Raw genomic sequence first — 21,835 nt, forward strand, 5'->3', positions numbered from 1 at the left:
CGTTCTCAAGGGCTGAACGTTCTGAAGGGCGGAACGGCAGGCGCGCCCGGGGAGGCGTTCCACGCGCCGACGGCTTCGGCGACCTCCTCGGGGTGCGTCAGCTGGGGGTGGTGACCCGCGCCCGGGATCACCGTCACGGTGGCCCGCGGGAGCGCGTCGAGAAGGGCCCGCCCTTCCGGGCCGAGAGGGTCGCCAGAGCCCACGACGACGTGCACGTGCCCCGGGTAGCGCGCCAGCCCGGCCCGGAGGTCCGCCCGCCACCCGGGCGACGCCGAGGCGGCGAGGAGCCGGGCGGCGGTGGCGGCGGCGCCGCGGCGCAGGTCCGCCACGCTCGAGTGGAGCGCGGCCGCGTGCGCCGGGTCTCCGGTGAGCCGCTCGGCCAGCGCCCGGGGAGAGACCCGGCCGAGATACCAGCGGGCCGTGAGCGCCCACCGGGCGGCGCGAGCGGGGCGCGCCTGGAGGAAGAACGGCGCCACGAGCGTGAGCCGGTCCACCGCGTCCGGATGGGCGGCCGCGGCCTCGACGGCGGCCGCGGCGCCGATGGAGTGACCGACCAGGTGGCGTGCGCCGGTCTCGGTGACGAGGGCGGTCAGCCAGGACGGCCAGTCGTCGCGGCCTCCCGTGCTCATCCCCAGCCCCGGCAGGTCGGCGGCACGGGCCCGGCCCAGCGCCGCGACGACCGGCGCCCAGGTGTCGGCGTTGACCGGCAGACCCGGCAGCACCACCGTGGGCGCGCCCGGCTCGCCGAGCTCGAACGTCCGCAACCCGCCCGGGCCGGTGAACCGCCTGCCGCCGGCGGGGGCGTCCCCGAACCGGCTCGCCGCCAGGTGGTCGGCCCAGCGGCGGATCGTCGTGGCGGTGTCCGGCATGGCCAGCCCGTGACGGGCGGCGAGGGCACGCGCCGAGCCGGTGGGATAGCGGTCGTCCGACAGGAACGTCAGCGTCTCCGGATCGGCCTTGGTGAGCCGGCGGGGCAGGCGCTTCACCACGGCCACCGGAACCCGCACCCGGGGCGCCGTGACACGGTAGTGCTCCGCGACGAGCGCGATCAGGCCGGGCAGCGCGGGCGTGTCGTCGTCCAGCAGCCAGTAGGAGGCGCGCTCGGCGGTCTCGTCCGCCGGCAGCAGGGTCATGAAGCGGGCGAGGTAGTCGACCGCGACCACGGGGACGAACGTCCGCGCGTTCCCCGGCACCGCCGCGAGACCGCCCTGCCAGAGGTCGCGCAGGGTCGACGCGAGCCCAAGGTACTGGCCCGACTCGCCGGTGACGCTGTCGCCGATCACGCTCGCCGGATTGACGACCGACCAGGGCACGCCCAGCCGCTCCGCCTCGGTCCGGAAGACGGCGTCCGCCTCCACCTTGGACGCCTCGTACGCGCCCAGGGCCCGGTAGGTCTCCCGCCGCTGCTCCTCAGTCCAGGGGCGAAGGTCCTGCCCGCCCACGCGATAGCCGGAGACGTGGACGAGGCGGCGCAGCCGCGGCAGTCGCGCCGCGAAGGCGACGACCGCGCGGACGCTGCCGACGTTCGCACGGCGGGCCTCGTCCGCCGACATGCCGAACCGGTAGGCGCCTGCGCAGTTGTAGACCTCCGTGACATCGTCGAGTCGCCCCTCGATCAGCGCCCCCTCGATCAAGGACGGCGTCGTGAAATCGACCCGGAGGTCGGCCGGGGCCTGGTCGTGCCCGTGCTCGGCCAGCCAGCGGGCGAGCCGCCGGTAGGACTCGTGACTCCGATTGGCCGTGCTCACCCGGACGCCGGCATGACCGAGCGCGAGCACCAGATGGCGTCCGACGAAGCCGGTCGCGCCCAGGACCAGCGCGTGCCGCTCCCCGGCGCTCACGACAGGACCTCCGTCCCCTTGTCCGGGGACGCCTTCCCGTGTGCGCCGTCCAGCAGTACGGCGAGCGCCCGCGCCGCGCAGTGCAGCGGCTCGGTCGACCGCTGGGCACGCGACACGATCACTGCTCCCTCCACCATGCTGACGACGGCCGTGGCCGTCGCACGGGCATCGGGGCGGGCACGGCCGTGCGCGACGAGATACTCGGTCACCGGCGCGATCCACGACTCGAAGGCGTTCGCGCAGGCCTCCCGCAGCCGCTCGCTCTGCGCGCCCATCTCCAGCGTCACCACCGAAACCGGGCAGCCCAGGTGGAAGTCGCTGTCGGTGAGGATCCCGGCCAGCGTCTCGATCGCGCGGCTCACCACCGCGCCCGGGGTGGCCGCTTCCAGAGCGGAATCGGCGACGAGAGAGCCGAACCGCGCCGCCGCGAGTTCGACGGCCTTCTCTCCCAGCGCCTCCTTGCCCTGGGGGAAGTGGAAATAGAGCGATCCCTTCGGCGCGCCCGCGTGCTCCACCACCGCGTTGAGTCCCGTGCCGCTGTAGCCGTGCCGCTGGATCAGCTCCAGCATCGACTCCACCAGCCGGGCACTGGTCTCGGCTCCTTTGGTTCCAACCATGCGCAGGAGAATAGACCGGTCTACATATTCTGTTCAAGCCAGGGTCCGTGCGCTTGGGCGGGCTGGAGCCGTGGGTCTGGCAGGCGCACTGGCTGAGGGCCGGCCCCCCACATGCCACCGGGCCGCCCGTACGGACGGCCCGGTGGAGGTGGTGCTCAAGGCAGCGTGGTTGGGAGGATTCAGCGGCCGGTGAAGCGGCTTCCGCGGCCGCGGCGCCCGCCGTCCCCGCCGTAGCCTCCGCGTCCGCCCTGACCGCTGTACCCGGACTGGCCGCTGTACCCGGCCTGGCCGCCGCCGTATCCGCCCTGACCGCTGTGCCCGGACTGGGCGCCGTGTCCGCCGGTGCGGCCACGACGGTGGCCGCCGCCGGACTCGGCGCGGCCGTCGGCCCGGCCGTCGCCGGTCCAGGGACCGCGAGGCCGCTCGCCCTGGTCGGACCGCCTGCGCCGGCCGTCGCCGTCACCCGGACGGTCGGCGCCGCGATGACGGTCCCCGCCGTGCCGCCGGCGGCCGGGCGCCCGGTCGTCCCGCGCGGGCCGCAGCGGCCTGCGCACGTCTGGCTCCCACACGGGAACGGCCGCGCCGTTCGGCCGCCGGGCCCCGGCGATCTCGGCCAGGATCGGATCGCCCGGCGCCACCCGGTGACGGGACGGGGTCACCCCGGCCTTGCGGGTCATCGACTCGGTGGCGCGGCGCTCGCTCGGCAGGACCAGCGTCAGCACCACGCCGCGCTCGCCCGCGCGGGCCGTGCGGCCGCCCCGGTGCAGGTAGCTCTTGTGGTCGGCCGGCGGGTCCACGTGCAGCACGAGGCTCACGTCGTCCACGTGGATGCCGCGGGCGGCGACGTCGGTGCAGACGAGCACCCCGATGGTGCCCTCGCGGAACCCGTCGAGGATGCGGGTGCGCTGGTTCTGCCGCTTGCCGCCGTGCAGGCCGCCCGCGCGGATCCCCGACCGGGCGAGCTGCTTCACGACGCGGTCGACGCCGTGCTGGGTGCGGACGAACATGATCGTACGCCCGTCCCGGTTGGCGATCTCCGCCGTCACGTCCGCCTTGTCGTCGCGGTGCACCTGGAGCAGGTGGTGCTCCATCGTCTCCACCGAGGAGGTGGCCGGGTCAAGGGAGTGGATGACCGGGTCGGTCAGGAAGCGCGTGACCAGCGTGTCCACGTCGCCGTCGAGCGTCGCGGAGAACAGCAGGCGCTGCCCGTCGGCGGGCGTGCGCGCCAGCAGCGCGCTGACCACGGGCAGGAACCCGAGGTCGCACATGTGGTCGGCCTCGTCGAGGACGGTGATCTGGACGTCGTCCAGTGCGCACTCGCCCTGCTCGATGAGGTCGGTGAGGCGGCCGGGCGTGGCGACGACGATGTCGACCCCCCGGCGCAGGTCCTCGATCTGGCGGCCCATGGACATGCCGCCGACGACCGTGCGGGTGCGCAGCGACAGCCCGCGGCCGAGCGGTTCGAGGGCGTCGGCCACCTGCAGGGCCAGTTCGCGGGTGGGCACCAGGACGAGGGCCCGGGGCCGGCCGGGGCGTGCCTTCTCCCCCGCGACCCTGGTCAGCGTGGGCAGGCCGAAGGCGAGCGTCTTGCCGGAGCCGGTCTGGCCACGGCCGAGGACGTCGTGCCCGGCGAGGATGTCGGGGATGGCCGCCCGCTGGATGGGGAACGGCGCGGTGATGCCCTGCCGGGCCAGCCCCGCCACGAGCGGCTTGGGCAGACCCAGCAGTGCGAACTCGGCGCGGGTCTCGGTGCCCTCACCGAGGTCAAGCATGGTCACGAAATCGTGCCTTTCGTAGAAAGAACGTGCCGGAACACGTGGGCGCGTCACTTCTGCGAAAGGACGAGCCTGTACACGTACGGCGAGCGAGGCCGTACCGATCGGGGCGCCGCGGGCCGGAGAATGAAGCGGCCTGCGCCCGGGTGATGCCGTGAGCGCGTCCCGCAGAAGTGGAGACCGCCTGGTGGCGGCATCCCACGGACGCCCGTCACTCACGTCGCACAAAGCAAAGCAAAGAACAACTGTACGGCATTCCCGCGCCGCGACGGCGATTTGCCGGGCGGACGGCGGCGGGGGCGCCGTGTCGCGAGCACCGTGTCGTGAACACCGTGTCGCAAGCAACCGTGTCGCGAGCGCCGTGTCTTCACTACCGTGTCTTGAACACCCTGTCCTGAACACCGCGTCGAGAACACTCCGGGGAACGACCGGCGGAACGCGTGTGTCCGGGGCGCGATGCCCCGGACACACGCGGGTGGCGGGACCGGGCCCGGTCCTGCCGGTCAGACGTTGAAACCGAGCATGCGAAGCTGGTCGCGGCCCTCGTCGGTGATCTTGTCGGGGCCCCACGGCGGCAGCCAGACCCAGTTGATGACCACGTTGGAGACCAGGTCGGCGAGCGCCGAGTTGGCCTGGTCCTCGATCACGTCGGTCAGCGGGCAGGCCGCACTGGTCAGCGTCATGTCGATGGTGGCGATCGGGCGCTCGCCCTCGCCGGCCGGGTCGAGGTTTACGCCGTACACGAGGCCGAGGTCCACCACGTTGATCCCCAGCTCGGGGTCCACGACGTCCTTCAGCGCCTCGAGCACGTCGTCGAGGGAGCTCTCCCCGTCGTAGGTTCCGGTCGCCGCCTCTGTCGCGGTTCCCGTCGGGGTCTCGGTCGGCTTGCTCACGTCGTCTCCTCACCTCGCGGCGCCCGCGGCGCGGCGCCGTACTCCTCAACGCGGCCGGGGCGGCCGGTCATCCCTGGCTCCTCATCAGCGCGTCCTTGTAGGCCATCCAGGCCAGCAACGCGCACTTGACGCGGGCGGGGAACTTCGCCACACCGGCGAACGCCACCGCGTCGCCCAGCACGTCCTCGTCGGGCTCCACCTGGCCCCTGCCCTGCATGAGCCGGGTGAACTCCTCCACCACCGACAGCGACTCCTCCACCGTGGAGCCGGTGGCGAGCTCGTGCAGCACCGAGGCGGCGGCCTGGCTGATGGAGCAGCCCTGGCCGTCGTAGGACACGTCGAGCACCTTGCCCCCGTCGGCCACCTTCACCCGCAGCGTCACCTCGTCGCCGCAGGTCGGGTTGACGTGGTGCACCTCCGCGTCGAACGGGTCACGCAGGCCCCGCCCCTGGGGATGCTTGTAGTGCTCCAGGATCAGCTCCTGGTACATGGATTCACCGATCATGGCTCAGCCGAACACCTTCTGCACGTGGTGGAGGCCGCGGACCAGTGCGTCGATCTCGGCCGTCGTGTTGTACAGGTAGAAAGACGCCCGCGTGGTCGCTGGAATTCCGAACCTGAGGTGGAGCGGCCGGGCGCAGTGATGACCTACCCGCACCGCGATCCCGTACACGTCGTCGAGGATCTGCCCCACGTCGTGCGGGTGGATCCCCTCCAGTGTGAAAGAGATCGTGCCGCCGCGGGCGATGGGCGTGCGCGGGCCGATGATCCTGAGCCCGGGGATCTCCGGCAGCGCCTCCAGCGCGTACGCGACCAGTTCCTTCTCGTGCGCCTTGATCTGGTCCATGCCCACGGCCGTCAGGTAGTCGGCCGCGGCACCGAGGCCGATCGCCTCGACGATGGGGGGCGTGCCCGCCTCGAACTTGTGCGGCACCGGCGCGTACGTCGAGCGGTCCATCCAGACCGCCTCGATCATCTCGCCGCCGCCGAGGAACGGCGGCATGGCGTCGAGCAGCTCGCGGCGGCCCCACAGCACGCCGATGCCGGACGGCCCGACCATCTTGTGGCCGGTGAACGCGACGAAGTCGACGCCCAGCTCGGTCACGTCCACGGGCTGGTGGGGCACCGACTGCGACGCGTCGAGCATCATCAGCGCGCCGACCTCGCGCACGCGGGCCAGGATCGGCGAGACCGAGTTGACCGTGCCGAGCACGTTCGACTGGTGCGCGATCGAGACGATCTTCGTGCGCTCGTTGACCAGCTCCTCCAGGCCCTCGATGTCGAGGCGGCCCTCGTCGGTGACCGGGAACCAGCGCAGCGTCGCGCCGGTCCGCTGCGCGAGCAGCTGCCACGGCACGATGTTGGAGTGGTGCTCCATCTCCGAGATGACGATCTCGTCGCCGGGGCCGATCCGGAACCGCTCGTCCTCGCCGACGGGGTTGCCGAAGGCGTACGCCACGAGGTTGAGGGCCTCGGAGGCGTTCTTGGTGAAGACGATCTCGTCGCGCGACGGGGCCTTCACGAACGCGGCGATCTTGTCGCGCGCGGCCTCGTACGCCTCGGTCGACTCACTGCCCAGCACGTGCAGCGCCCGGCCGACGTTGCCGTAGTGCCAGGTCAGGTGATCGCGCATGGTCTCGATCACCTGGGTCGGCTTCTGGGAGGAGTTGCCGGAGTCGAGGTAGACCAGCGACCTGCCTCCGGGGAGTTCGCGGCCGAGGACCGGAAAGTCCTTCCTGATCCTCTCCACGTCGAAGCCGGGCGCACTCATCAGGCGGACGCCGCCTTCGTGTAGGCCTCGTAGCCCTCGTTCTCCAGCTTGTCGGCCAGCTCGGGGCCACCCTCCTCGACCACGCGCCCGCCGGCGAAGACGTGGACGAAGTCCGGCTTCACGTAGCGCAGGATGCGGGTGTAGTGGGTGATCAGCAGCACGCCGGTGTCACCGGAGGCGCGGAACCGGTTGATGCCCTCGGACACGACGCGCAGGGCGTCGACGTCGAGGCCGGAGTCGGTCTCGTCCAGCACCGCGATCTTGGGCTTGAGGAGCTCGAGCTGGAGGATCTCGTGGCGCTTCTTCTCGCCGCCGGAGAAGCCCTCGTTGGTGTTGCGCTGGGCGAAGGCCGGGTCGATGGACAGCGCGTCCATGCCCCCCTTCAGCTCCTTGGCGAACTCGCGCAGCTTGGGCGCCTCGCCGCGGACCGCGGTGATCGCCGAGCGCAGGAAGTTCGACACGCTGACGCCGGGCACCTCGACCGGGTACTGCATGGCGAGGAACAGGCCGGCGCGGGCGCGCTCGTCCACCGACATCTCCAGCAGGTCCTCGCCGTCGAGCAGCACGGTGCCGGAGGTGACGGTGTACTTGGGGTGCCCCGCGACGGCGTACGCCAGCGTGGACTTGCCCGAGCCGTTCGGGCCCATGATGGCGTGCGTCTCGCCGCTGCGGACCGTCAGGTCGACGCCGCGCAGGATCTCCTTGTCGCCCACGGCGACGTGCAGGTCACGAATCTCAAGGGTGGACACTTGTATTTACTCCTTCGAGAGCGAGACGTACACGTCGTCGCCTTCGATCTTGACTCGGTAGACGTTGACGGGCCTGGTCGCGGGCGGCCCGGTGGGCTTGCCGCTACGCAGGTCGAAGCAGGAGCCGTGCAGCCAGCACTCCAGCGTGTGGTCGTAGACCTCGCCCTCGCTGAGGCGGACCTCGGCGTGGGAGCACACGTCGTGCAGGGCGAAGACCTCGCCGCCGGTCCGCACCAGCGCGACGGGCGTCTCCCCGACCTCCAGGCCGATGACGCCGCCGTCGGGGATGTCGCCGACCTGGCAGACCTTCTCCCAGTGGGCGGTCTCGGCGCTCATCGAGCCAGCTCCGCCTCGACCGCGGACAGGACGCGCTCGCGGATCTCCGGCACCTCGATCTTCTCCAGCAGCTGGGCGAAGAAGCCGTGGATGACCAGACGGCGGGCCTCGTCGAACGGGATGCCGCGGGCCTGCAGGTAGAAGATGTGCTCGTCGTCGAGGCGGCCGGAGGCGGACGCGTGGCCCGCTCCCGCGACCTCGCCGGTGAGGATCTCCAGGTTCGGCACCGAGTCGGCGCGGGCGCCGTCGGTGAGGATGAGGTTGCGGTTCAGCTCGTAGGTGTCGGTGCCCTCGGCCTCGGCCCGGATGATCACGTCGCCGATCCAGACCGCGTGGGCGCCGTCGCCCTGCAGCGCGCCCTTGTAGGTCACGTTGCTGCGGCAGTTGGGCACGCTGTGGTCCACCAGCAGGCGGTGCTCCAGGTGCTGGCCCGCGTCCACGAAGTACAGGCCGGTCAGGTCGGCGTCGCCGCCCGGGGCGGTGTACGACACCGAGGGCGACAGCCGTACGAGGTCGCCCCCGAGGGTGACCACGAACGAGCGGAACGTCGCGTCCTTGCCGAGCCGCGCGTGGTGGTGGGAGACGTGCACGGCGTCGTCGTCCCAGTCCTGCAGGCTGACGACCTTGAGCGTCCCTCCTTCGGCCACGTCGAACTCGACGTTGTCGGCGTAGACGGCGCTGCCGCGGTGGTCCAGGACCAGCACGGCCTCGGCCATCGGCTCCACCGACACGAGGATGTGCCCGTACGCGGCGGCGCCGGCCCCGGACCCCCGCAGCGTGATCACGGTGGGCCGGGAGGCGGCCGTCATCTTCGGCACCGTGACGACGGTGGCCTTCTCGAACGACGAGTAGGCCTGCGCGCTCACCCGGTCGGCCGGCGTGTAGGCCTTGCCGAGCCGGGCGTCGTCGCGGCCGACGGTCTCGACGCGCACCTCGGGCGCGGCCTCGACGTCCACCACGACGCCGCCGGTGACGGCGGCCGTGCCGTTGTGCAGCCCCTTCAGCCGCGACAGCGGCGTGAAGCGCCACTCCTCCTCGCGGCCCGTCGGCACCGGGAAGTCGGCCACCTCGTACGACGACTTCTCGTGAAGTGTCGACAGCGGCTTGGTCTCCAGGCCCATCAGCCGACCGCTCCTTCCATCTGCAGCTCGATCAGGCGGTTGAGCTCCAGGGCGTACTCCATGGGCAGCTCGCGGGCGATCGGCTCGACGAAGCCGCGCACGATCATGGCCATCGCCTCGTCCTCGCCGAGGCCGCGGCTCATCAGGTAGAAGAGCTGGTCCTCCGACACCTTGGAGACCGTGGCCTCGTGGCCCATCGACACGTCGTCCTCGCGGACGTCCACGTAGGGGTAGGTGTCGGAGCGGCTGATCTGGTCGACCAGCAGCGCGTCGCACTTGACGGTCGAGGCCGAGCCGGCCGCGCCCTCCTCGATCTGCACCAGGCCCCGGTAGGACGTGCGGCCGCCGCCGCGTGCCACGGACTTGGAGATGATCGTCGAGGACGTCTTGGGCGCGAGGTGCACCATCTTGGCGCCCGCGTCCTGGTGCTGGCCCTCGCCGGCGAAGGCGACCGACAGCGTCTCGCCCTTGGCGTGCTCGCCCATCAGGTAGACGGCCGGGTACTTCATCGTGACCTTGGAGCCGATGTTGCCGTCGATCCATTCCATGGTCGCGCCCTCGTACGCCACGGCGCGCTTGGTGACCAGGTTGTAGACGTTGTTCGACCAGTTCTGGATCGTCGTGTAGCGGCAGCGGGCGCCCTTCTTCACGACGATCTCGACGACCGCCGAGTGAAGCGAGTCGGACGAGTAGATCGGCGCGGTGCAGCCCTCGACGTAGTGGACGTAGGAGTTCTCGTCCACGACGATCAGGGTCCGCTCGAACTGGCCCATGTTCTCGGTGTTGATCCGGAAGTAGGCCTGCAGCGGGATCTCGACGTTCACGTTCGGCGGCACGTAGATGAACGAGCCGCCCGACCACACGGCGGTGTTGAGCGCGGCGAACTTGTTGTCGCCCACCGGGATCACCGTGCCGAAGTACTCCTTGAAGAGCTCCTCGTGCTCGCGCAGGCCCGTGTCGGTGTCGACGAAGATGACGCCCTTCTCCTCGAGGTCCTCACGGATCTTGTGGTAGACGACCTCGGACTCGTACTGGGCGGCGACGCCGGCGATGAGGCGCTGCTTCTCCGCCTCCGGGATGCCGAGCTTGTCGTAGGTGTTCTTGATGTCGGGAGGCAGCTCGTCCCAGGACGCGGCCTGCTTCTCCGTCGAGCGGACGAAGTACTTGATGTTGTCGAAGTCGATGCCGGTGAGGTCAGAGCCCCAGGTCGGCAGCGGCTTCTTCCCGAACAGCCGAAGGCCCTTGAGGCGCAGGTCGAGCATCCACTCCGGCTCGTTCTTGAGCGCGGAGATGTTGCGGACGACCTCTTCGGACAGCCCACGCCGGGCGGTGGCCCCGGCCACGTCCGTGTCGGCCCAGCCGAACTTGTAATTCCCGAGGCCTTCCAGCTCCGGGCGGTCGGTGACAGTCACCTTCCGGACTCCTTGCTCGTCGATGTGCTCGATAGATGTGCGGCCGATAGATCGGCGATCGATGAATCGGCGGTCGATAGATCGGGGCGCGCGTGCCGTGCGGCGAGCGCGTGTGAACTCACGTGGGTGGTGCAGACCCCGTCGCCGTTGGCGATCGTGGCCAGGCGCTGCACCGGCGTGCCCAGCAGCCGGGCGAAGGCCTCGGTCTCCGCCTCGCACAGCTGCGGAAACTGCGCCGCGACGTGCGCGACCGGGCAGTGGTGCTGGCACAGCTGCTCGCCGCCCTTGCCCGTCGCGGACGCCGACGCCGCGTAGCCCTCGGTGGACAGGGCCTCGGCCAGCACGCGGACCCGCTGGTCGGCGGGGACCTCGCGCATCAGCGCCTCGAGCCGGCCGACCAGCCCGGACACCTGCGCCCGCGCGAACTCCGACACCGCCTCGCCGCCCAGGCGCTCGGCCAGGAAGCGCAGCGCGCTGCCGGCGAGGTCGTCGTAGGCGTGGACGAAGGCGCTGCGGCCCGCGTCGGTGATCGCGAACATCTTCGCCGGCCTGCCACGCCCCCGCTGGCCGCGCGGGCGGGCCGTACGCGGCTCTATCATGCCCTCGGCCAGCAGCGCGTCGAGATGGCGGCGCACCGCGGCCGGGGTCAGCCCGAGCCGCTCACCGAGCGCCCCCGCGGTCACCGGGCCGTGCTCCAGGATGAGCCGCGCCACCCTGGCCCGGGTGCCGCGCTCGGCACTGATGTCCATGTGCACAGGGGATGCCGGAACGGGCCGCGTCACCACGGCCTTCTCGGCGTTCTGCTTCCCCTGCACGTTTTTCACAACATCAGTGTGCCGTAATTCCTTCCCCGGCGACAAACCCAAGGCGAGGTCGACGGCGATGCAATTTCTCACGCAGGTAAGCCTTACCTAACCTGCGACGATGGGACTTTTCCGCATCCTTTACCTCCCTGGGCTGGAATGGCGGCACTCGCCGACGAGAGCGCGCCTCCCGCTCCCTAGACTCGATGCCGTCGACGACTGACCAGGGCGGCCCGCATCCGGCCGGCTCCGGCGGTCGGTCCTGCGAGGGGAGGCCGGTGGGAGTGCCGGGGGTTGACAGCACGTTCGAGAGCACGCTCGGCAGCGCGGGCGACGGCGCGCCGGCGGTCGAGATCGACGGGCTGGTCAAGCGCTACGGAAGCACCACGGCCATCGACGGGCTGACCCTCACCTGCGCGCGGGGCGCCGTCACGGCGATCCTCGGGCCGAACGGCGCGGGCAAGACCTCGACGATCGAGATCTGCGAGGGCTTCCGGCGGCCGGACGGCGGGACCGTGCGCGTGCTCGGCCTGGACCCGGCCGACCCCGCCCTGAGGCCGCGCCTGGGGATCATGCCGCAGACGGGAGGGGTGCCTCCCGCCGCCCGCGCGGGCGAGTGGCTGCGGGTGGTCTCCCGGTTCTATGCCCACCCGCTCGACCCCGAGGCCCTGCTCGGCGTGCTCGGCCTGACCGACCACCAGCGCACGCCCTATCGGCGGCTGTCGGGCGGCCAGCAGCAGCGCCTGTCGCTCGCGGCGGCGGTGATCGGGCGGCCCGAGCTGGTCTTCCTCGACGAGCCGACCGCCGGGCTCGACCCGCAGGCACGGCACGCCTGCTGGGATCTGGTCGCCGCGCTGCGCGCCGCCGGGGTGTCGGTGGTGCTGACGACCCACCAGATGGACGAGGCCGAGAAGCTCTCCGACCACGTGGTGGTCATCGACCACGGCCGGGTGGTGGCCGAGGGCACGCCCGCGTCGCTGACCGGCGCCGAGCGCCAGCTCAGGTTCCGCGCGCGCCCGGGACTCGACCTGGAGGAACTGCTCGCCGCGCTGCCACCCGGCAGCGCCGCCAAGGAGTCGCCCTCGGGGCACTACATCATCGAGGGGCAGGTCGGCCCGCAGCTGCTCGCCACCGTCACCGCCTGGTGCGCCACCGAGGGCGTCACCACCGAGGACCTGCGCATCGAGCGGCGCACGCTGGAGGACGTCTTCCTCGAACTGACCGGCAGGGAGCTGCGGTGAGCACGATCGCCACGCTGGACCTCACGCCGCGGCCGGGAGCCGCGCCGCTGCACCGGATGGTCCTCGCCCAGGCGGGCGCGGAGATTCGGGCCATGCTGCGCAACGGCGAGCAGCTCCTGCTCACGATGATCATCCCGATCCTGCTGCTCGTCGGTTTCTCCACGGCCCCGCTGGTGGACGTCGGCGACGGCGCGCGCGTCGACTTCGTCGCCCCCGGCATCCTCGCGCTCGCGGTCATGTCGACCGCGTTCACCGGGCAGGCCATCGCGACCGGCTTCGAGCGCAGGTACGGCGTGCTCAAGCGCCTGGGCGCGACCCCGCTGTCGCGGGCCGGGCTGCTGCTGGCCAAGACCGTCGCGGTCGTCGCCGTGGAGGCGCTGCAGGTCGTGGTGATCGTCGCGGTGGCGCTCGCGCTCGGCTGGTCGCCGCATGGCGACCCGCTGTGGGCCGTGCCGCTCCTGTTGCTGGGCACGGCGGCCTTCAGCGGCCTCGGCCTGCTCATGGCCGGCACACTGCGGGCGGAGGCCACGCTGGCCGGTGCCAACCTCGTCTATCTGGTGCTGCTCGGGCTCGGGGGCGTGCTGTTCCCGCTGGACCGGTTCCCCGCCGGGGTGCAGCACGTGCTCGGGCTGCTGCCGATCAGCGCGCTCACCTCCGGCCTGCGGACCGTCCTGGGCGCCGGCGGCGGCTTCCCCGGCGGGGCGCTGCTCGTGCTGCTGTGCTGGACGGTGGCCGCGCTCGCCCTGGCCGCCCGCACGTTCCGCTGGGAATGACACCGGGCCGCCGGGCATGACACTGGGGGCCTTACCTGCGGTCTGACGGCCGGCGCATATGATTGCGGGCGTTTGTTCGTGATCTAGGCAATGTTGTGGGGTCGCCGGCATGACCGCTGAATCCCTTCCTGGGGCCGAGCCGTATCGCATGAGGCCGTCGCCGGGCAGGGCGCTGCGGGCCGCCTCGGACGCGATACCGCCGTCGGGCCTGGTGCTGCTGGGCATCCTGTCGGTCCAGGTGGGCGCCGGACTGGCCAAGAACCTGTTCACGCAGCTGCCCCCTTCGGCCGTGGTCTTCCTGCGTATCGCCACCAGCGCCGTCATGCTGCTGGCCGTCGTCCGGCCCAGGGTGCGCGGGCTGTCGCGGCGCGACCTCGCCGTCGGCGTCGCGTTCGGGCTCAGCCTCGGCCTGATGAACCTGTCGTTCTACGAGGCCCTCGCCCGGCTGCCGATCGGGATCGCGGTGGCCATCGAGTTCATCGGGCCGCTCACGCTGGCCGTGGTGTCCTCCCGCCGCCGGCTCGACCTGCTGTGGGTGGCGCTGGCCGCCGCGGGCGTGATCCTGCTCGCCCCCTGGGGAGGGGCGGGGACCGCGAGCTGGGTCGGCATCGGGTTCGCGGCGCTGGCGGGGACGTGCTGGGCCGCCTACATCGTGTTCTCCGCGGCCACGGGCGCCCGCTTCCCCGGCGCGAGCGGGCTGTCGTTCGCCATGATCGTGTCCACGATCGTCGTCGCGCCCATCGGCGTCACCGCGGGCGGGAGCGACCTGCTGCGGCCCGAGATCCTGCTGATCGGCGCGGGGGTCGGCCTGCTCTCCTCCGTCATCCCCTACTCGCTGGAACTCGAGGCCCTGCGCCGGATGCCCAAGCGGGTCTTCGGCATCCTGATGAGCCTGGAGCCCGCCGCCGCCGCGCTCGTCGGCCTGTTCGTCCTGCACGAGGTGCTCCAGGTCCGCGAGTGGGCGGCGATCGGCTGCGTGGTCGTCGCCTCCATCGGCGCCACCCGCGCCGGCGACGGCTGAGCCGTACCGCTCAGGCCGGGGACGGATCCGCCGACCAGATCGCGCGCACGTGCTGGAGATGGTGGTTCATCAGGCGCTCGGCCGCCGCGGCGTCGCCGCGTACGAGGGCGTCGAGAAGGTCGAGGTGCTCGCGCGCCGAAGCCGCCATCATCCGCGCGTCGGGCAGCCCGCGCAGCCCGTAGAGCCGGGCCCGGGCGCGCAGGTCCCTGACCGTCTCGACCAGGCGGGCGTTGCCCGACAGGGCCAGCAGCGCGAGGTGGAACCGCTGGTCGGCGGCCACGTAGGCGAGCAGGTCGCCCCTTCCGGCGGCCGAGACGATCTCCTCGGCGATCGGGCGCAGCGCCTCGGCCTCCGCGGCCGGGGACTGCCCGGCGAGCCGGGCCACGGTGGGCACCTCGAGCAGCCGCCTGATCTCGATGATCTCGTCGAGGTCGCGCTCGGACACCTCCGCGACCCGGAATCCCTTGTTGCGCAGGGCCTCGAACAGGCCCTCCTTGGCGAGGTCGAGCATCGCCTCCCGCACCGGTGTGGCCGAGACTCCGAACCTGGCCGCCAGCGCGGGGGCCGAATAGACGACGCCGGGCCGCATCTCACCGGCCACCAGCGCGTCGCGCAGCGCCTGCGCCACCTGCTCGCGCAGGTTCTGCCGCGCTCCGGCGCCCGGCGCGCGGAGGTCGTCACGCTCGCGGCCCGCCGGTCCGTCCCACGCCCCGCCCATCGACCGGCCACCGCCCTCCTCGGTCCCGTACGGCCGATCGTACCGGCCCCTGCCAGGAAAACGATCAGCGCGTGCCCGGGCGGGCCCGAGGGAGCGGGGGCGGCGCGGGGCTCGCAGGACGGCGCGCGGCCCGGAGAAGGGACCACCCACAGGGCCGCCTACGATGAATTGCGTGAATCCCACGACTGACCGGATCCGCGGCGCGCTGCTCGCCTTCTACCGCTCGTTCATGTTCCCGACGGGCGAGTCGATGCGGCGGTGGGCCCTGGCGGCGATCGTGGTCAACGTCGGCATCACCGTCACGGGCGCCGCCGTCCGCGTCACCGGCTCCGGCCTCGGCTGCCCGACCTGGCCGCGCTGCACGCCGGACAGCTTCGTGCCGGCGAGGATCGACACGCACGCGCCCCTCAACATGGCGATCGAGTTCGGCAACCGGCTGCTGTCGTTCCTCGTCCTCGCTGTCGCGGTCGCGTGTGTGATCGCCGCGTGGCAGCTGTCGCGGGGCGAGCGCGGCCGCCCGGTCCTGCTGCGGCTCGCGCTGGTGCAGCCGGCCGGCGTCGTCGTCCAGGCCCTGTGGGGCGGGCTCGTGGTCCACACGATGCTCAACCCGGTGACCGTCAGCGTCCACTTCCTGCTGTCCATCGGCATGACCGCCGCCGCCGTCGTGCTGTTCGCGCGGGCGGGCGAGGGCGACGCCCCGGCGGAGGGCCTGGTCCGCAAGGAGATCCGCACACTGGGGTACGTGCTGGCCGCGGCCGCCTTCGCGCTGCTGCTGGCCGGGGTGGTGGTGACCGGCACCGGGCCGCACTCGGGCGACGACGCGGCCTCCCGCTTCGGCTTCGACATCCAGAGCGTGGTGCGGCTGCACACCGACATCGCCTACGTCGTCGTCGGGCTGACGTTCGCCCTGCTGTTCGCCCTGCGCGTCACCGACTCCCCCGGCCGCGCCCGGCGCGCCGCGCTCGTGCTGCTCGGGGTGGAGCTGTCCCAGGGCGTGGTCGGGTATGTGCAGTACTTCCTCGCCGTCCCCGCGGCCCTGGTGCTCCTGCACGTGCTGGGAGCGACGCTCGTATGGGTCTGCGCGCTGCGCGTCGTGTTCCTGATGCGGACCCGGGGCCCTGTCCCCGCCCCCGCTCCCGAGCAGCCGGAGCTCCACCACGCGGGGGTGTGACCCGAGGTGGACGGGTCACCGGCCTCCTCGTCCGGCAGAGACGTCCTGTCCCGGGTCGTCCGCCCCTGGACCTGGTCGCGTACGGCCCTGCGCCGGGGTTTCCAGGGGCTGGTCGCCCTGAGCGTGCTGCCGCTGGCGCCGATGACCTGGGCCTGGCTGACCAGTGCCGCCCACCGGGTGACGGCCGAGCCGGGCACGCGCTGGACCGCCGAGGTGCCCGCGATGCCGGCCGCGCTCGTGCTGGGCGCGGGGGTCTGGAACGGGAAGCCCAGTGCGATGCTGGGCGCCCGGCTCGACATCGCCGCCGAGCTGTACCGCACGGGCAGGGTGCGGGCCCTGCTGCTGTCCGGCGACAACAGCCGCAGGGACTACGACGAGCCCTCGATCATGCGTGACTACCTGATCGCGCACGGCGTCCCGGCCGGAAAGATCGTGCTCGACTACGCGGGGTTCGACACGTGGGACTCCTGCGTACGGGCCAAGGAGATCTTCGGCGCGTCCCGCCTCGTCGTCGTGACCCAGGTGTTCCACCTCCCCCGGGCCGTCGCGCTGTGCCGCGCGGCCGGGCTGGACGCGTTCGGCGTCGGCGACGACTCCAGCCGCGACTGGCCGATGGAGACGGTGGCCTACGCCGTCAGGGAGTTCCCCGCCTCCGCCAAGGGCCTGCTGGACAGCATGGTCCTGCACTCCTCGCCGCGCTTCCTCGGCCGTCGCGAGACCGCGCTCGACCGCGCGCTGGCCGGCTGAATCCCCGCCTCCCCCGGGCCGCGGCGGTCGGCACGGCGGTCGGCACGGCGGTCGGCACGGCGAAACTTTCATCGGGCGGCACGCGCTGAGCTGGGCGGACAGGACGGGCGCAGGCCCGTCCACTGGCCGGTGACGGCGCGGCGCGTTAGGGTCCGGGCCACGTGGGAGCGCTCCCACCATCCCCAGAGGGAGGTGAGGCCACACCCACAGTGGCTATCGCACCGCGGGTACGAGGCGGATCCTCCTCCGTCCACCCATCGCGCAACGCCCGGGGGGCCGCCGTGACGGCCTCCCCGGGCGTCTCCCGCGGACTCCGGCGCCGGGCCGTGCCCGGCGCGATCAGGCTCCGCTCAGCCGCAGCTGATGTCGCTGATCGACGGCGTGGCCGACCCGCTGCCGAGGAACCCTGCCGTGGCCGAGGCCCCCGGGGCCAGCGAGGAGTTCCACTCCGGGGCGTGGATCATCGCGAACGGCCCGCTCTGCATGGACGTCCCGTTCCATGCCTGGGTGATCGTCGCGCCGTTCGACATCTGCCACTGGACGTACCAGCCGTTGAGCGGGCCCGTGCCGGTGTTCTTGATCGTGACCTCGCCCTGGAAGCCGCCCTGCCAGGTGTTGGTCAGCTTCACCGTGGCCGTGCAGGCCGGGTTCCCGGACGTCGGGGAGGCCGAGGGGCTCGGCGACGGGCTCCTGGTGGGCGAGGCGCTCGGCGACGGGCTCGGCGAGGGGCTGGGCGTGGCGTTGTCATTGATGAAGTTCACGTCCGAGCAGCCGTAGAAGGTCTCCTGGCTGTCGGACCGGTACCAGACCGCGTAGATGATGTGCCGGCCGCTCTTGTTGGGCAGCCTGCCGGAGAAGCGGTAGGCGCCGTTGCTCACCGCGGGCTCGGGGTCGGCCGTGAGGAACGGCTGCTCCTCCATGTCGGCCCACGTCAGCGGCTTGGTCGGGTTGTAGCCGTCCTTGGTGACGTAGAGCTTGAAGCCGCCGGGGTGCGGCACCCACGCGCCGTAGACGAAGTCGTACGTGCTGTTGGCCTTCAGCGTGGTGGTCGGCCAGTCGGTCCTGGGCGCGTCATAGGCGGCGTACTTGCTGAAACCGCCGCTGCACAGCTGGCCGTCGGGGATGAAGCCCCGGGTGCGGCCGCCTCCGTCGGAGCGGAGCACGCCGTACCAGTCGTAGAGAGGCTGGGTGCCGCCGGCCGCCACGGCGTCCTTGCAGGCGGGGTTGTTCGGGATGATCTGGCCGCCGGTGAGGCCGTCGGTGTAACACGCGTACGTGCGGCTCGCGGGGGCCTGCAGGGCGCCGTGCGCCTCGGCCGCGGTCTGCGTCAGGACCGCGACGAGGCCGGCGAGCACGGCCGCCACCGCGGCGAGGACGGCGAGTTTGCGCCCGGATCTCAGGGACAGCGATCTCGCACGCGGGGACTGCACTGTGCTTCTCGTGCTGGGGGTTCCCATGGTGGGGGGTTCTCCTCATGGTGGGCGGGCACGCCTTCGGGGGAAGGTCGCGCCGTCTCGGGCTGTCGTACGAGAAGAACGCATGCGGCATCGCCGCACGCCCTCCTGGAGCCCACCCATCAAGTGGCCACCGCGCACAGTGATTGAAACACGCACCGGCCGCCCGGGCCAAGCGGTACCGCGGTCTCGCGGCGGGCGGGATCAGCGCCGCGGATCGCCGGGCCCGGGACCGGGTTCGGGACCGGCCTGTGGCGGGCCCTGTGGCGGACCCTGTGGCGGACCCGGCGGCTGTCCGGGACCGCTCAAGGGGCGCCCGTACCCGGGAAGCGGCCCTCCCGGCGGACCGTACTCCGGCCTGCCCGGCGGCGGACCGTAGCCCGGTCCGCCCGGTTGCTGCCGGTTTCCCGGTCCGCCCGGCTGCTGCGCGTACCAGGGGGGCGCCGCGGGGCCGGCGCCGGGCCACCGGCCCGGGGGCGGGGCGCCCGGCGCGTACCCCGGCGGAGGCACCCCCCGCGCGGCGTTCGCCTGGTGGCGTTCCGGCAGCGGGAACGACAGCCGGGCGTAGGCCATGAGGTCCGCGAGCGACCGCTGCTGAGCGCGGAAGGTCTCCTCGTCCACCCCGCCCCGGGCCGCGCGGGCGTGCAGCAGCCCGAGTTCGGTGGAGGCGACCTGGTAGTCGATCATCGCCCGTGCCCCGGCCCTGCCGCCGTGGGCCTTGGCCCACGCCCTGGCCTGCCGCCGGCGGCGCAGGGACGACAGCATGAAGATGTCGGCCTGGTTGATCAACCCGTTGCGCTCGTACGGCGGCAGGTAGTGCTGGATCAGGCCGACGATCCGCCGTCTGTCCCGGAAGATCACGATGAGCTCGACGATGAGCAGGATCATCAGCAGCAGGTAGGCGATGGCGAGCCCGCCGAGGCCGCCGAAGGAGGCGAAGCCGTTCCAGAGGCCGTGCAGCAGCATGGCCCCGATCCACCCGATGACGATGACGACGACCCCCACCGCACCGCCGCGCTGGGCGGCGTACGCGACGGCGATGCCGATCAGGGAGGTGAACAGCGGATGGGCGAACGGCGACAGCACGGCCCGCAGCACGAGCGTGGCGGCCAGCCCCTGTGCGCCGTTCTCCTCCAGGGCGGCCAGGTAGTAGCTGACGTTCTCCGACATGGCGAAGCCGAGCCCGACCATGCTGGCGTAGATGATCCCGTCGGTGGGCCCGTCCAGCTCCTGCCGGCGGAACCACAGCAGCCCGAGCAGGACAAGCCCCTTGGCCGTCTCCTCCACGGGCGGGGCGCCGAACGTGGCGACGAGGTTGCGCGCGCTGGTCGTGTCCCCGAGCTGATGGGCCACGTAGACGAGGTTGAGCGAGTTGAGCACGCCGGCGAGCAGGACGGCGATGCCGGCGCCCCAGGCGAACGCGAAGATCAGGTTGCTGCGCGGTTCCGGCTCCATCCGGTCGAGAGCGAGCACGCCCGCGAGCAGCAGCGGCACGGGAGCCACGGCGAGCCCGAGCGCGATGAAGAACTGGACCGGCTCGCCGTTGATGATGTCGAAGGAGAACGACACCAGGGCGCAGATTCCGGCGACGACCAGACCCACGATGAGGCCGATGGACGGACGCTCCCTGAGAACGGCGCGGGGGTCGAGGCCTGCCACTGTGCGACTGTAACCGACCACGCCCGCCGCGGTCCTCCTCCGGCCTCAAAAGATCCCCATGCATTCCCTGCCGAGACAAGTATCTCGCAGGCGGGCCGGTCGTCCCGAGCACGTCCCCGTTGCGGGCACAATGGGCGATCATGGATGTCGCACCTCGTGACGGGCTCGGACGACGCGGTTTCCTCCGTGTCGCGTGCGCCGCCGCCGTCGGCTCGGTCGCCGCATGTGCGCCCGGGTCCCGGGATGGCTCCTCTCCCGCCTCCCCTTCGCCCTCTTCCACGTCGCCGGCCAGGAGGCCGGCGGCGGAACGGTCGCTGCCCGGCGACCCGGACTGGCGGGTGCGCAGGCGGGGTCCCGACGAGGCGATCGAGGGCTACGGCGACCGCGCGAGCGTGCTGCCCGGGGAGTCGTTCGGGCTGCACGTCTCCACCACCGAGGGCCGTTACCGGGTCACGGCCTACCGGATGGGCTGGTACGGCGGGACGCTCGCCCGCCGGGTGTGGCGTTCGGGGTGGATGAGGGGACGCGACCAGGGCCGCGGACGGCTCGCCGGCGACACGCGCACCGTACGGGCCGGGTGGCGGCGCTCCCTGACCGTGTCCACCGAAGGCTGGCCGGAGGGGGCCTACCTGCTGCGCCTGGACACCGAGCGCGGCCACCAGCGGTACGTGCCGCTGGTCGTGCGCTCGGCCTCCGGGGCCGGCCGCACGGTCCTGGTCCACGCCACCCCCACCTGGCAGGCGTACAACCGGTGGGGCGGCTACAGCCTCTACTACGGCGAGGACGGCCGCTACGAGAGCCGCTCGCTCGCGGTCAGCTTCGACCGGCCCTACGACAGCACCGGGATGGAGAAGTTCCTCATCCACGAGCGGCCGGTGGTGGCGCTGGCCGAACGGCTCGGCCTGCCCCTCGCGTACACGACGGGCGGCGACCTGGAGGCCGGCGACGACGTGCTCACCGGCGCCTCCGCGGTGATCTTCCTCGGGCACGACGAGTACTGGACGCCCGGGGTGCGCCGCACGGTGACCGAGGCCCGCGACGCCGGCGCCAACCTGGCCTTCCTGGGCGCCAACACCTGCTACCGCCGCGTCCGGATGGAGGAGGACGGCAAGCTGGTGGTCTGCTACAAGACCGCGGTAGACCGCGACCCGCTGGTCCGCACGCGCCCGTCGCTGGCGACGACCGACTTCCGGGCGGCGCCGAAGGCCGATCCCGAGTCGTCGCTCATCGGGGTCTACTACGACGGATATCCCGTGGACGCGCCGTTCGTGGTGCACGAGCCCCGTCACTGGATCTTCGCGGGCACCGGTGTGCGCGGCGGCGACGCGTTCCCGCACCTCGTGGGCGTGGAGTACGACCGGGTGAACACGGACGTGCCGACGCCGAGGCCGCTGCAGATCCTCGCCCACTCGCCGGTGACCTGCGTGGGGCGGCCCAGCTTCGCCGACGCTGCCTACTACACGGTCCCGAGCGGGGCCGGGGTGTTCGCCTCGGGCACCATGCGGTGGGCCGAGACGCTCATGGCGCGCACCCGCGACCTGCCCCGGGCCCACGGGATCGACGCGCGTACGCGGGCCTTCGTCACCACCGCGACGACCAACCTGCTGAAGGGCTTCGCCGAAGGACCCGCCGCCGAGCGCCTTCCCACGCCCGACGACAACGTCCGCCGCACCTACCGCGCCTGACGCGCACGGCGTCGCCGGGGGCGGCCGCGGGGCTCCGCCGTGGCGACC

At 72.4% G+C, this 21,835-nt stretch carries 20 protein-coding genes; 6 read left to right on the forward strand and 14 right to left on the reverse strand.

Annotation, left to right across the window (positions count from 1 at the left end):
* Positions 1–5 precede the first annotated feature (5 nt).
* From FLW16_RS08790 to FLW16_RS08840, 11 genes are all read right to left on the reverse strand, one after another.
* Positions 6–1,841 carry an alpha/beta fold hydrolase gene (locus tag FLW16_RS08790; protein ID WP_142559469.1) on the reverse strand — a complete coding sequence of 612 codons (1,836 nt, stop codon included), beginning with the start codon at positions 1,839–1,841 and terminating at the stop codon, positions 6–8.
* Positions 1,838–2,458 (reverse strand): TetR/AcrR family transcriptional regulator, encoded by a 621-nt coding sequence (locus tag FLW16_RS08795; protein WP_142559470.1) that lies wholly within the window; start codon positions 2,456–2,458, stop codon positions 1,838–1,840. Before FLW16_RS08795 ends, FLW16_RS08790 begins: the two co-directional genes overlap by 4 nt.
* Positions 2,459–2,637: 179 nt before the next feature.
* Positions 2,638–4,230, reverse strand: coding sequence for a DEAD/DEAH box helicase (locus tag FLW16_RS08800; protein WP_142559561.1), 1,593 nt, complete (start codon positions 4,228–4,230; stop codon positions 2,638–2,640).
* Positions 4,231–4,736: 506 nt separating this feature from the next.
* Positions 4,737–5,126 (reverse strand): metal-sulfur cluster assembly factor, encoded by a 390-nt coding sequence (locus FLW16_RS08805; protein ID WP_139573118.1) that lies wholly within the window; start codon positions 5,124–5,126, stop codon positions 4,737–4,739.
* Between the two features lie 67 nt (positions 5,127–5,193).
* A complete protein-coding gene (gene sufU / locus FLW16_RS08810) occupies positions 5,194–5,631 on the reverse strand; it encodes a Fe-S cluster assembly sulfur transfer protein SufU (protein WP_142559471.1) in 438 nt (145 codons plus the stop codon).
* Positions 5,632–5,634: 3 nt separating this feature from the next.
* On the reverse strand, positions 5,635–6,897 hold the full coding sequence (locus tag FLW16_RS08815) for a cysteine desulfurase (protein WP_142559472.1): 1,263 nt from the start codon (positions 6,895–6,897) through the stop codon (positions 5,635–5,637).
* Complete coding sequence (gene sufC / locus FLW16_RS08820) at positions 6,897–7,646, reverse strand: Fe-S cluster assembly ATPase SufC (protein ID WP_142559473.1); 750 nt, start codon at positions 7,644–7,646, stop codon at positions 6,897–6,899. The genes FLW16_RS08815 and sufC overlap by 1 nt, the downstream gene beginning before the upstream one ends.
* 6 nt (positions 7,647–7,652) lie before the next feature.
* The gene (locus FLW16_RS08825) at positions 7,653–7,982 is read right to left on the reverse strand and encodes a non-heme iron oxygenase ferredoxin subunit (protein WP_139573122.1); all 330 of its coding nucleotides are present in this window, start codon (positions 7,980–7,982) and stop codon (positions 7,653–7,655) included.
* Positions 7,979–9,103 (reverse strand): Fe-S cluster assembly protein SufD, encoded by a 1,125-nt coding sequence (gene sufD / locus FLW16_RS08830; protein ID WP_142559474.1) that lies wholly within the window; start codon positions 9,101–9,103, stop codon positions 7,979–7,981. The genes FLW16_RS08825 and sufD overlap by 4 nt, the downstream gene beginning before the upstream one ends.
* Positions 9,103–10,515, reverse strand: coding sequence for a Fe-S cluster assembly protein SufB (gene sufB, locus FLW16_RS08835; protein ID WP_030507291.1), 1,413 nt, complete (start codon positions 10,513–10,515; stop codon positions 9,103–9,105). Before sufB ends, sufD begins: the two co-directional genes overlap by 1 nt.
* Positions 10,512–11,264, reverse strand: a complete 753-nt coding sequence (locus FLW16_RS08840; protein ID WP_142559562.1) for a metalloregulator ArsR/SmtB family transcription factor — start codon at positions 11,262–11,264, stop codon at positions 10,512–10,514. The genes sufB and FLW16_RS08840 overlap by 4 nt, the downstream gene beginning before the upstream one ends.
* 338 nt (positions 11,265–11,602) lie before the next feature.
* Here FLW16_RS08840 and FLW16_RS08845 point away from each other — a divergent pair, with 338 nt between their 5' ends.
* The 3 genes from FLW16_RS08845 to FLW16_RS08855 all read left to right on the forward strand — a co-directional run bounded on the left by FLW16_RS08845 (position 11,603) and on the right by FLW16_RS08855 (position 14,353).
* Positions 11,603–12,559: an ABC transporter ATP-binding protein gene (locus FLW16_RS08845; RefSeq protein WP_260615053.1), complete on the forward strand. Its 957-nt coding sequence runs from the start codon at positions 11,603–11,605 to the stop codon at positions 12,557–12,559.
* A gap of 56 nt (positions 12,560–12,615) precedes the next feature.
* Positions 12,616–13,332 carry an ABC transporter permease gene (locus FLW16_RS08850; protein ID WP_142559563.1) on the forward strand — a complete coding sequence of 239 codons (717 nt, stop codon included), beginning with the start codon at positions 12,616–12,618 and terminating at the stop codon, positions 13,330–13,332.
* 109 nt (positions 13,333–13,441) lie between these two features.
* A complete protein-coding gene (locus FLW16_RS08855) occupies positions 13,442–14,353 on the forward strand; it encodes a DMT family transporter (protein ID WP_142559476.1) in 912 nt (303 codons plus the stop codon).
* Positions 14,354–14,363: 10 nt separating this feature from the next.
* Here FLW16_RS08855 and FLW16_RS08860 read toward each other — a convergent pair whose 3' ends face one another.
* On the reverse strand, positions 14,364–15,071 hold the full coding sequence (locus FLW16_RS08860) for a GntR family transcriptional regulator (RefSeq protein WP_142559477.1): 708 nt from the start codon (positions 15,069–15,071) through the stop codon (positions 14,364–14,366).
* 163 nt (positions 15,072–15,234) lie between these two features.
* On the opposite strand from FLW16_RS08860, the gene FLW16_RS08865 reads away from it, so the two are divergent.
* Together FLW16_RS08865 and FLW16_RS08870 are read left to right on the forward strand one after the other, a co-directional pair.
* Positions 15,235–16,242 (forward strand): heme A synthase, encoded by a 1,008-nt coding sequence (locus tag FLW16_RS08865; RefSeq protein WP_142559478.1) that lies wholly within the window; start codon positions 15,235–15,237, stop codon positions 16,240–16,242.
* 6 nt (positions 16,243–16,248) lie between these two features.
* The gene (locus FLW16_RS08870) at positions 16,249–16,989 is read left to right on the forward strand and encodes a vancomycin high temperature exclusion protein (protein WP_260615055.1); all 741 of its coding nucleotides are present in this window, start codon (positions 16,249–16,251) and stop codon (positions 16,987–16,989) included.
* Between the two features lie 350 nt (positions 16,990–17,339).
* Here the strand turns inward: FLW16_RS08870 and FLW16_RS08875 are convergent, their stop codons facing one another.
* Positions 17,340–18,446 (reverse strand): lytic polysaccharide monooxygenase, encoded by a 1,107-nt coding sequence (locus tag FLW16_RS08875; protein ID WP_142559479.1) that lies wholly within the window; start codon positions 18,444–18,446, stop codon positions 17,340–17,342.
* A gap of 201 nt (positions 18,447–18,647) precedes the next feature.
* Entirely contained in the window at positions 18,648–20,102 is a 1,455-nt protein-coding gene (locus FLW16_RS45905; protein ID WP_142559480.1) for a PrsW family intramembrane metalloprotease, read from the reverse strand.
* 140 nt (positions 20,103–20,242) lie between these two features.
* Between FLW16_RS45905 and FLW16_RS08885 the strand changes: the two genes are divergently transcribed.
* The gene (locus tag FLW16_RS08885) at positions 20,243–21,787 is read left to right on the forward strand and encodes a N,N-dimethylformamidase beta subunit family domain-containing protein (protein ID WP_142559481.1); all 1,545 of its coding nucleotides are present in this window, start codon (positions 20,243–20,245) and stop codon (positions 21,785–21,787) included.
* Positions 21,788–21,835: the final 48 nt, after the last annotated feature.

The sequence above is a fragment of the Microbispora sp. KK1-11 genome (assembly GCF_006874435.1).
Taxonomy (GTDB): domain Bacteria; phylum Actinomycetota; class Actinomycetes; order Streptosporangiales; family Streptosporangiaceae; genus Microbispora; species Microbispora catharanthi.

Bases quoted from the DNA above. Each gene is read 5' to 3' on its own strand.
- FLW16_RS08795 (WP_142559470.1), bottom strand. From the start codon at position 2,458: ATGGTTGGAACCAAAGGAGCCGAGACCAGTGCCCGGCTGGTGGAGTCG.
- FLW16_RS08800 (WP_142559561.1), bottom strand. From the start codon at position 4,230: ATGCTTGACCTCGGTGAGGGCACCGAGACCCGCGCCGAGTTCGCACTG.
- sufU (WP_142559471.1), bottom strand. From the start codon at position 5,631: ATGATCGGTGAATCCATGTACCAGGAGCTGATCCTGGAGCACTACAAG.
- FLW16_RS08815 (WP_142559472.1), bottom strand. From the start codon at position 6,897: ATGAGTGCGCCCGGCTTCGACGTGGAGAGGATCAGGAAGGACTTTCCG.
- FLW16_RS08825 (WP_139573122.1), bottom strand. From the start codon at position 7,982: ATGAGCGCCGAGACCGCCCACTGGGAGAAGGTCTGCCAGGTCGGCGAC.
- sufD (WP_142559474.1), bottom strand. From the start codon at position 9,103: ATGGGCCTGGAGACCAAGCCGCTGTCGACACTTCACGAGAAGTCGTCG.
- FLW16_RS08840 (WP_142559562.1), bottom strand. From the start codon at position 11,264: ATGGACATCAGTGCCGAGCGCGGCACCCGGGCCAGGGTGGCGCGGCTC.
- FLW16_RS08850 (WP_142559563.1), top strand. From the start codon at position 12,616: ATGGTCCTCGCCCAGGCGGGCGCGGAGATTCGGGCCATGCTGCGCAAC.
- FLW16_RS08855 (WP_142559476.1), top strand. From the start codon at position 13,442: ATGACCGCTGAATCCCTTCCTGGGGCCGAGCCGTATCGCATGAGGCCG.
- FLW16_RS08860 (WP_142559477.1), bottom strand. From the start codon at position 15,071: ATGGGCGGGGCGTGGGACGGACCGGCGGGCCGCGAGCGTGACGACCTC.
- FLW16_RS08865 (WP_142559478.1), top strand. From the start codon at position 15,235: ATGAATTGCGTGAATCCCACGACTGACCGGATCCGCGGCGCGCTGCTC.
- FLW16_RS08875 (WP_142559479.1), bottom strand. From the start codon at position 18,446: ATGGGAACCCCCAGCACGAGAAGCACAGTGCAGTCCCCGCGTGCGAGA.
- FLW16_RS08885 (WP_142559481.1), top strand. From the start codon at position 20,243: ATGGATGTCGCACCTCGTGACGGGCTCGGACGACGCGGTTTCCTCCGT.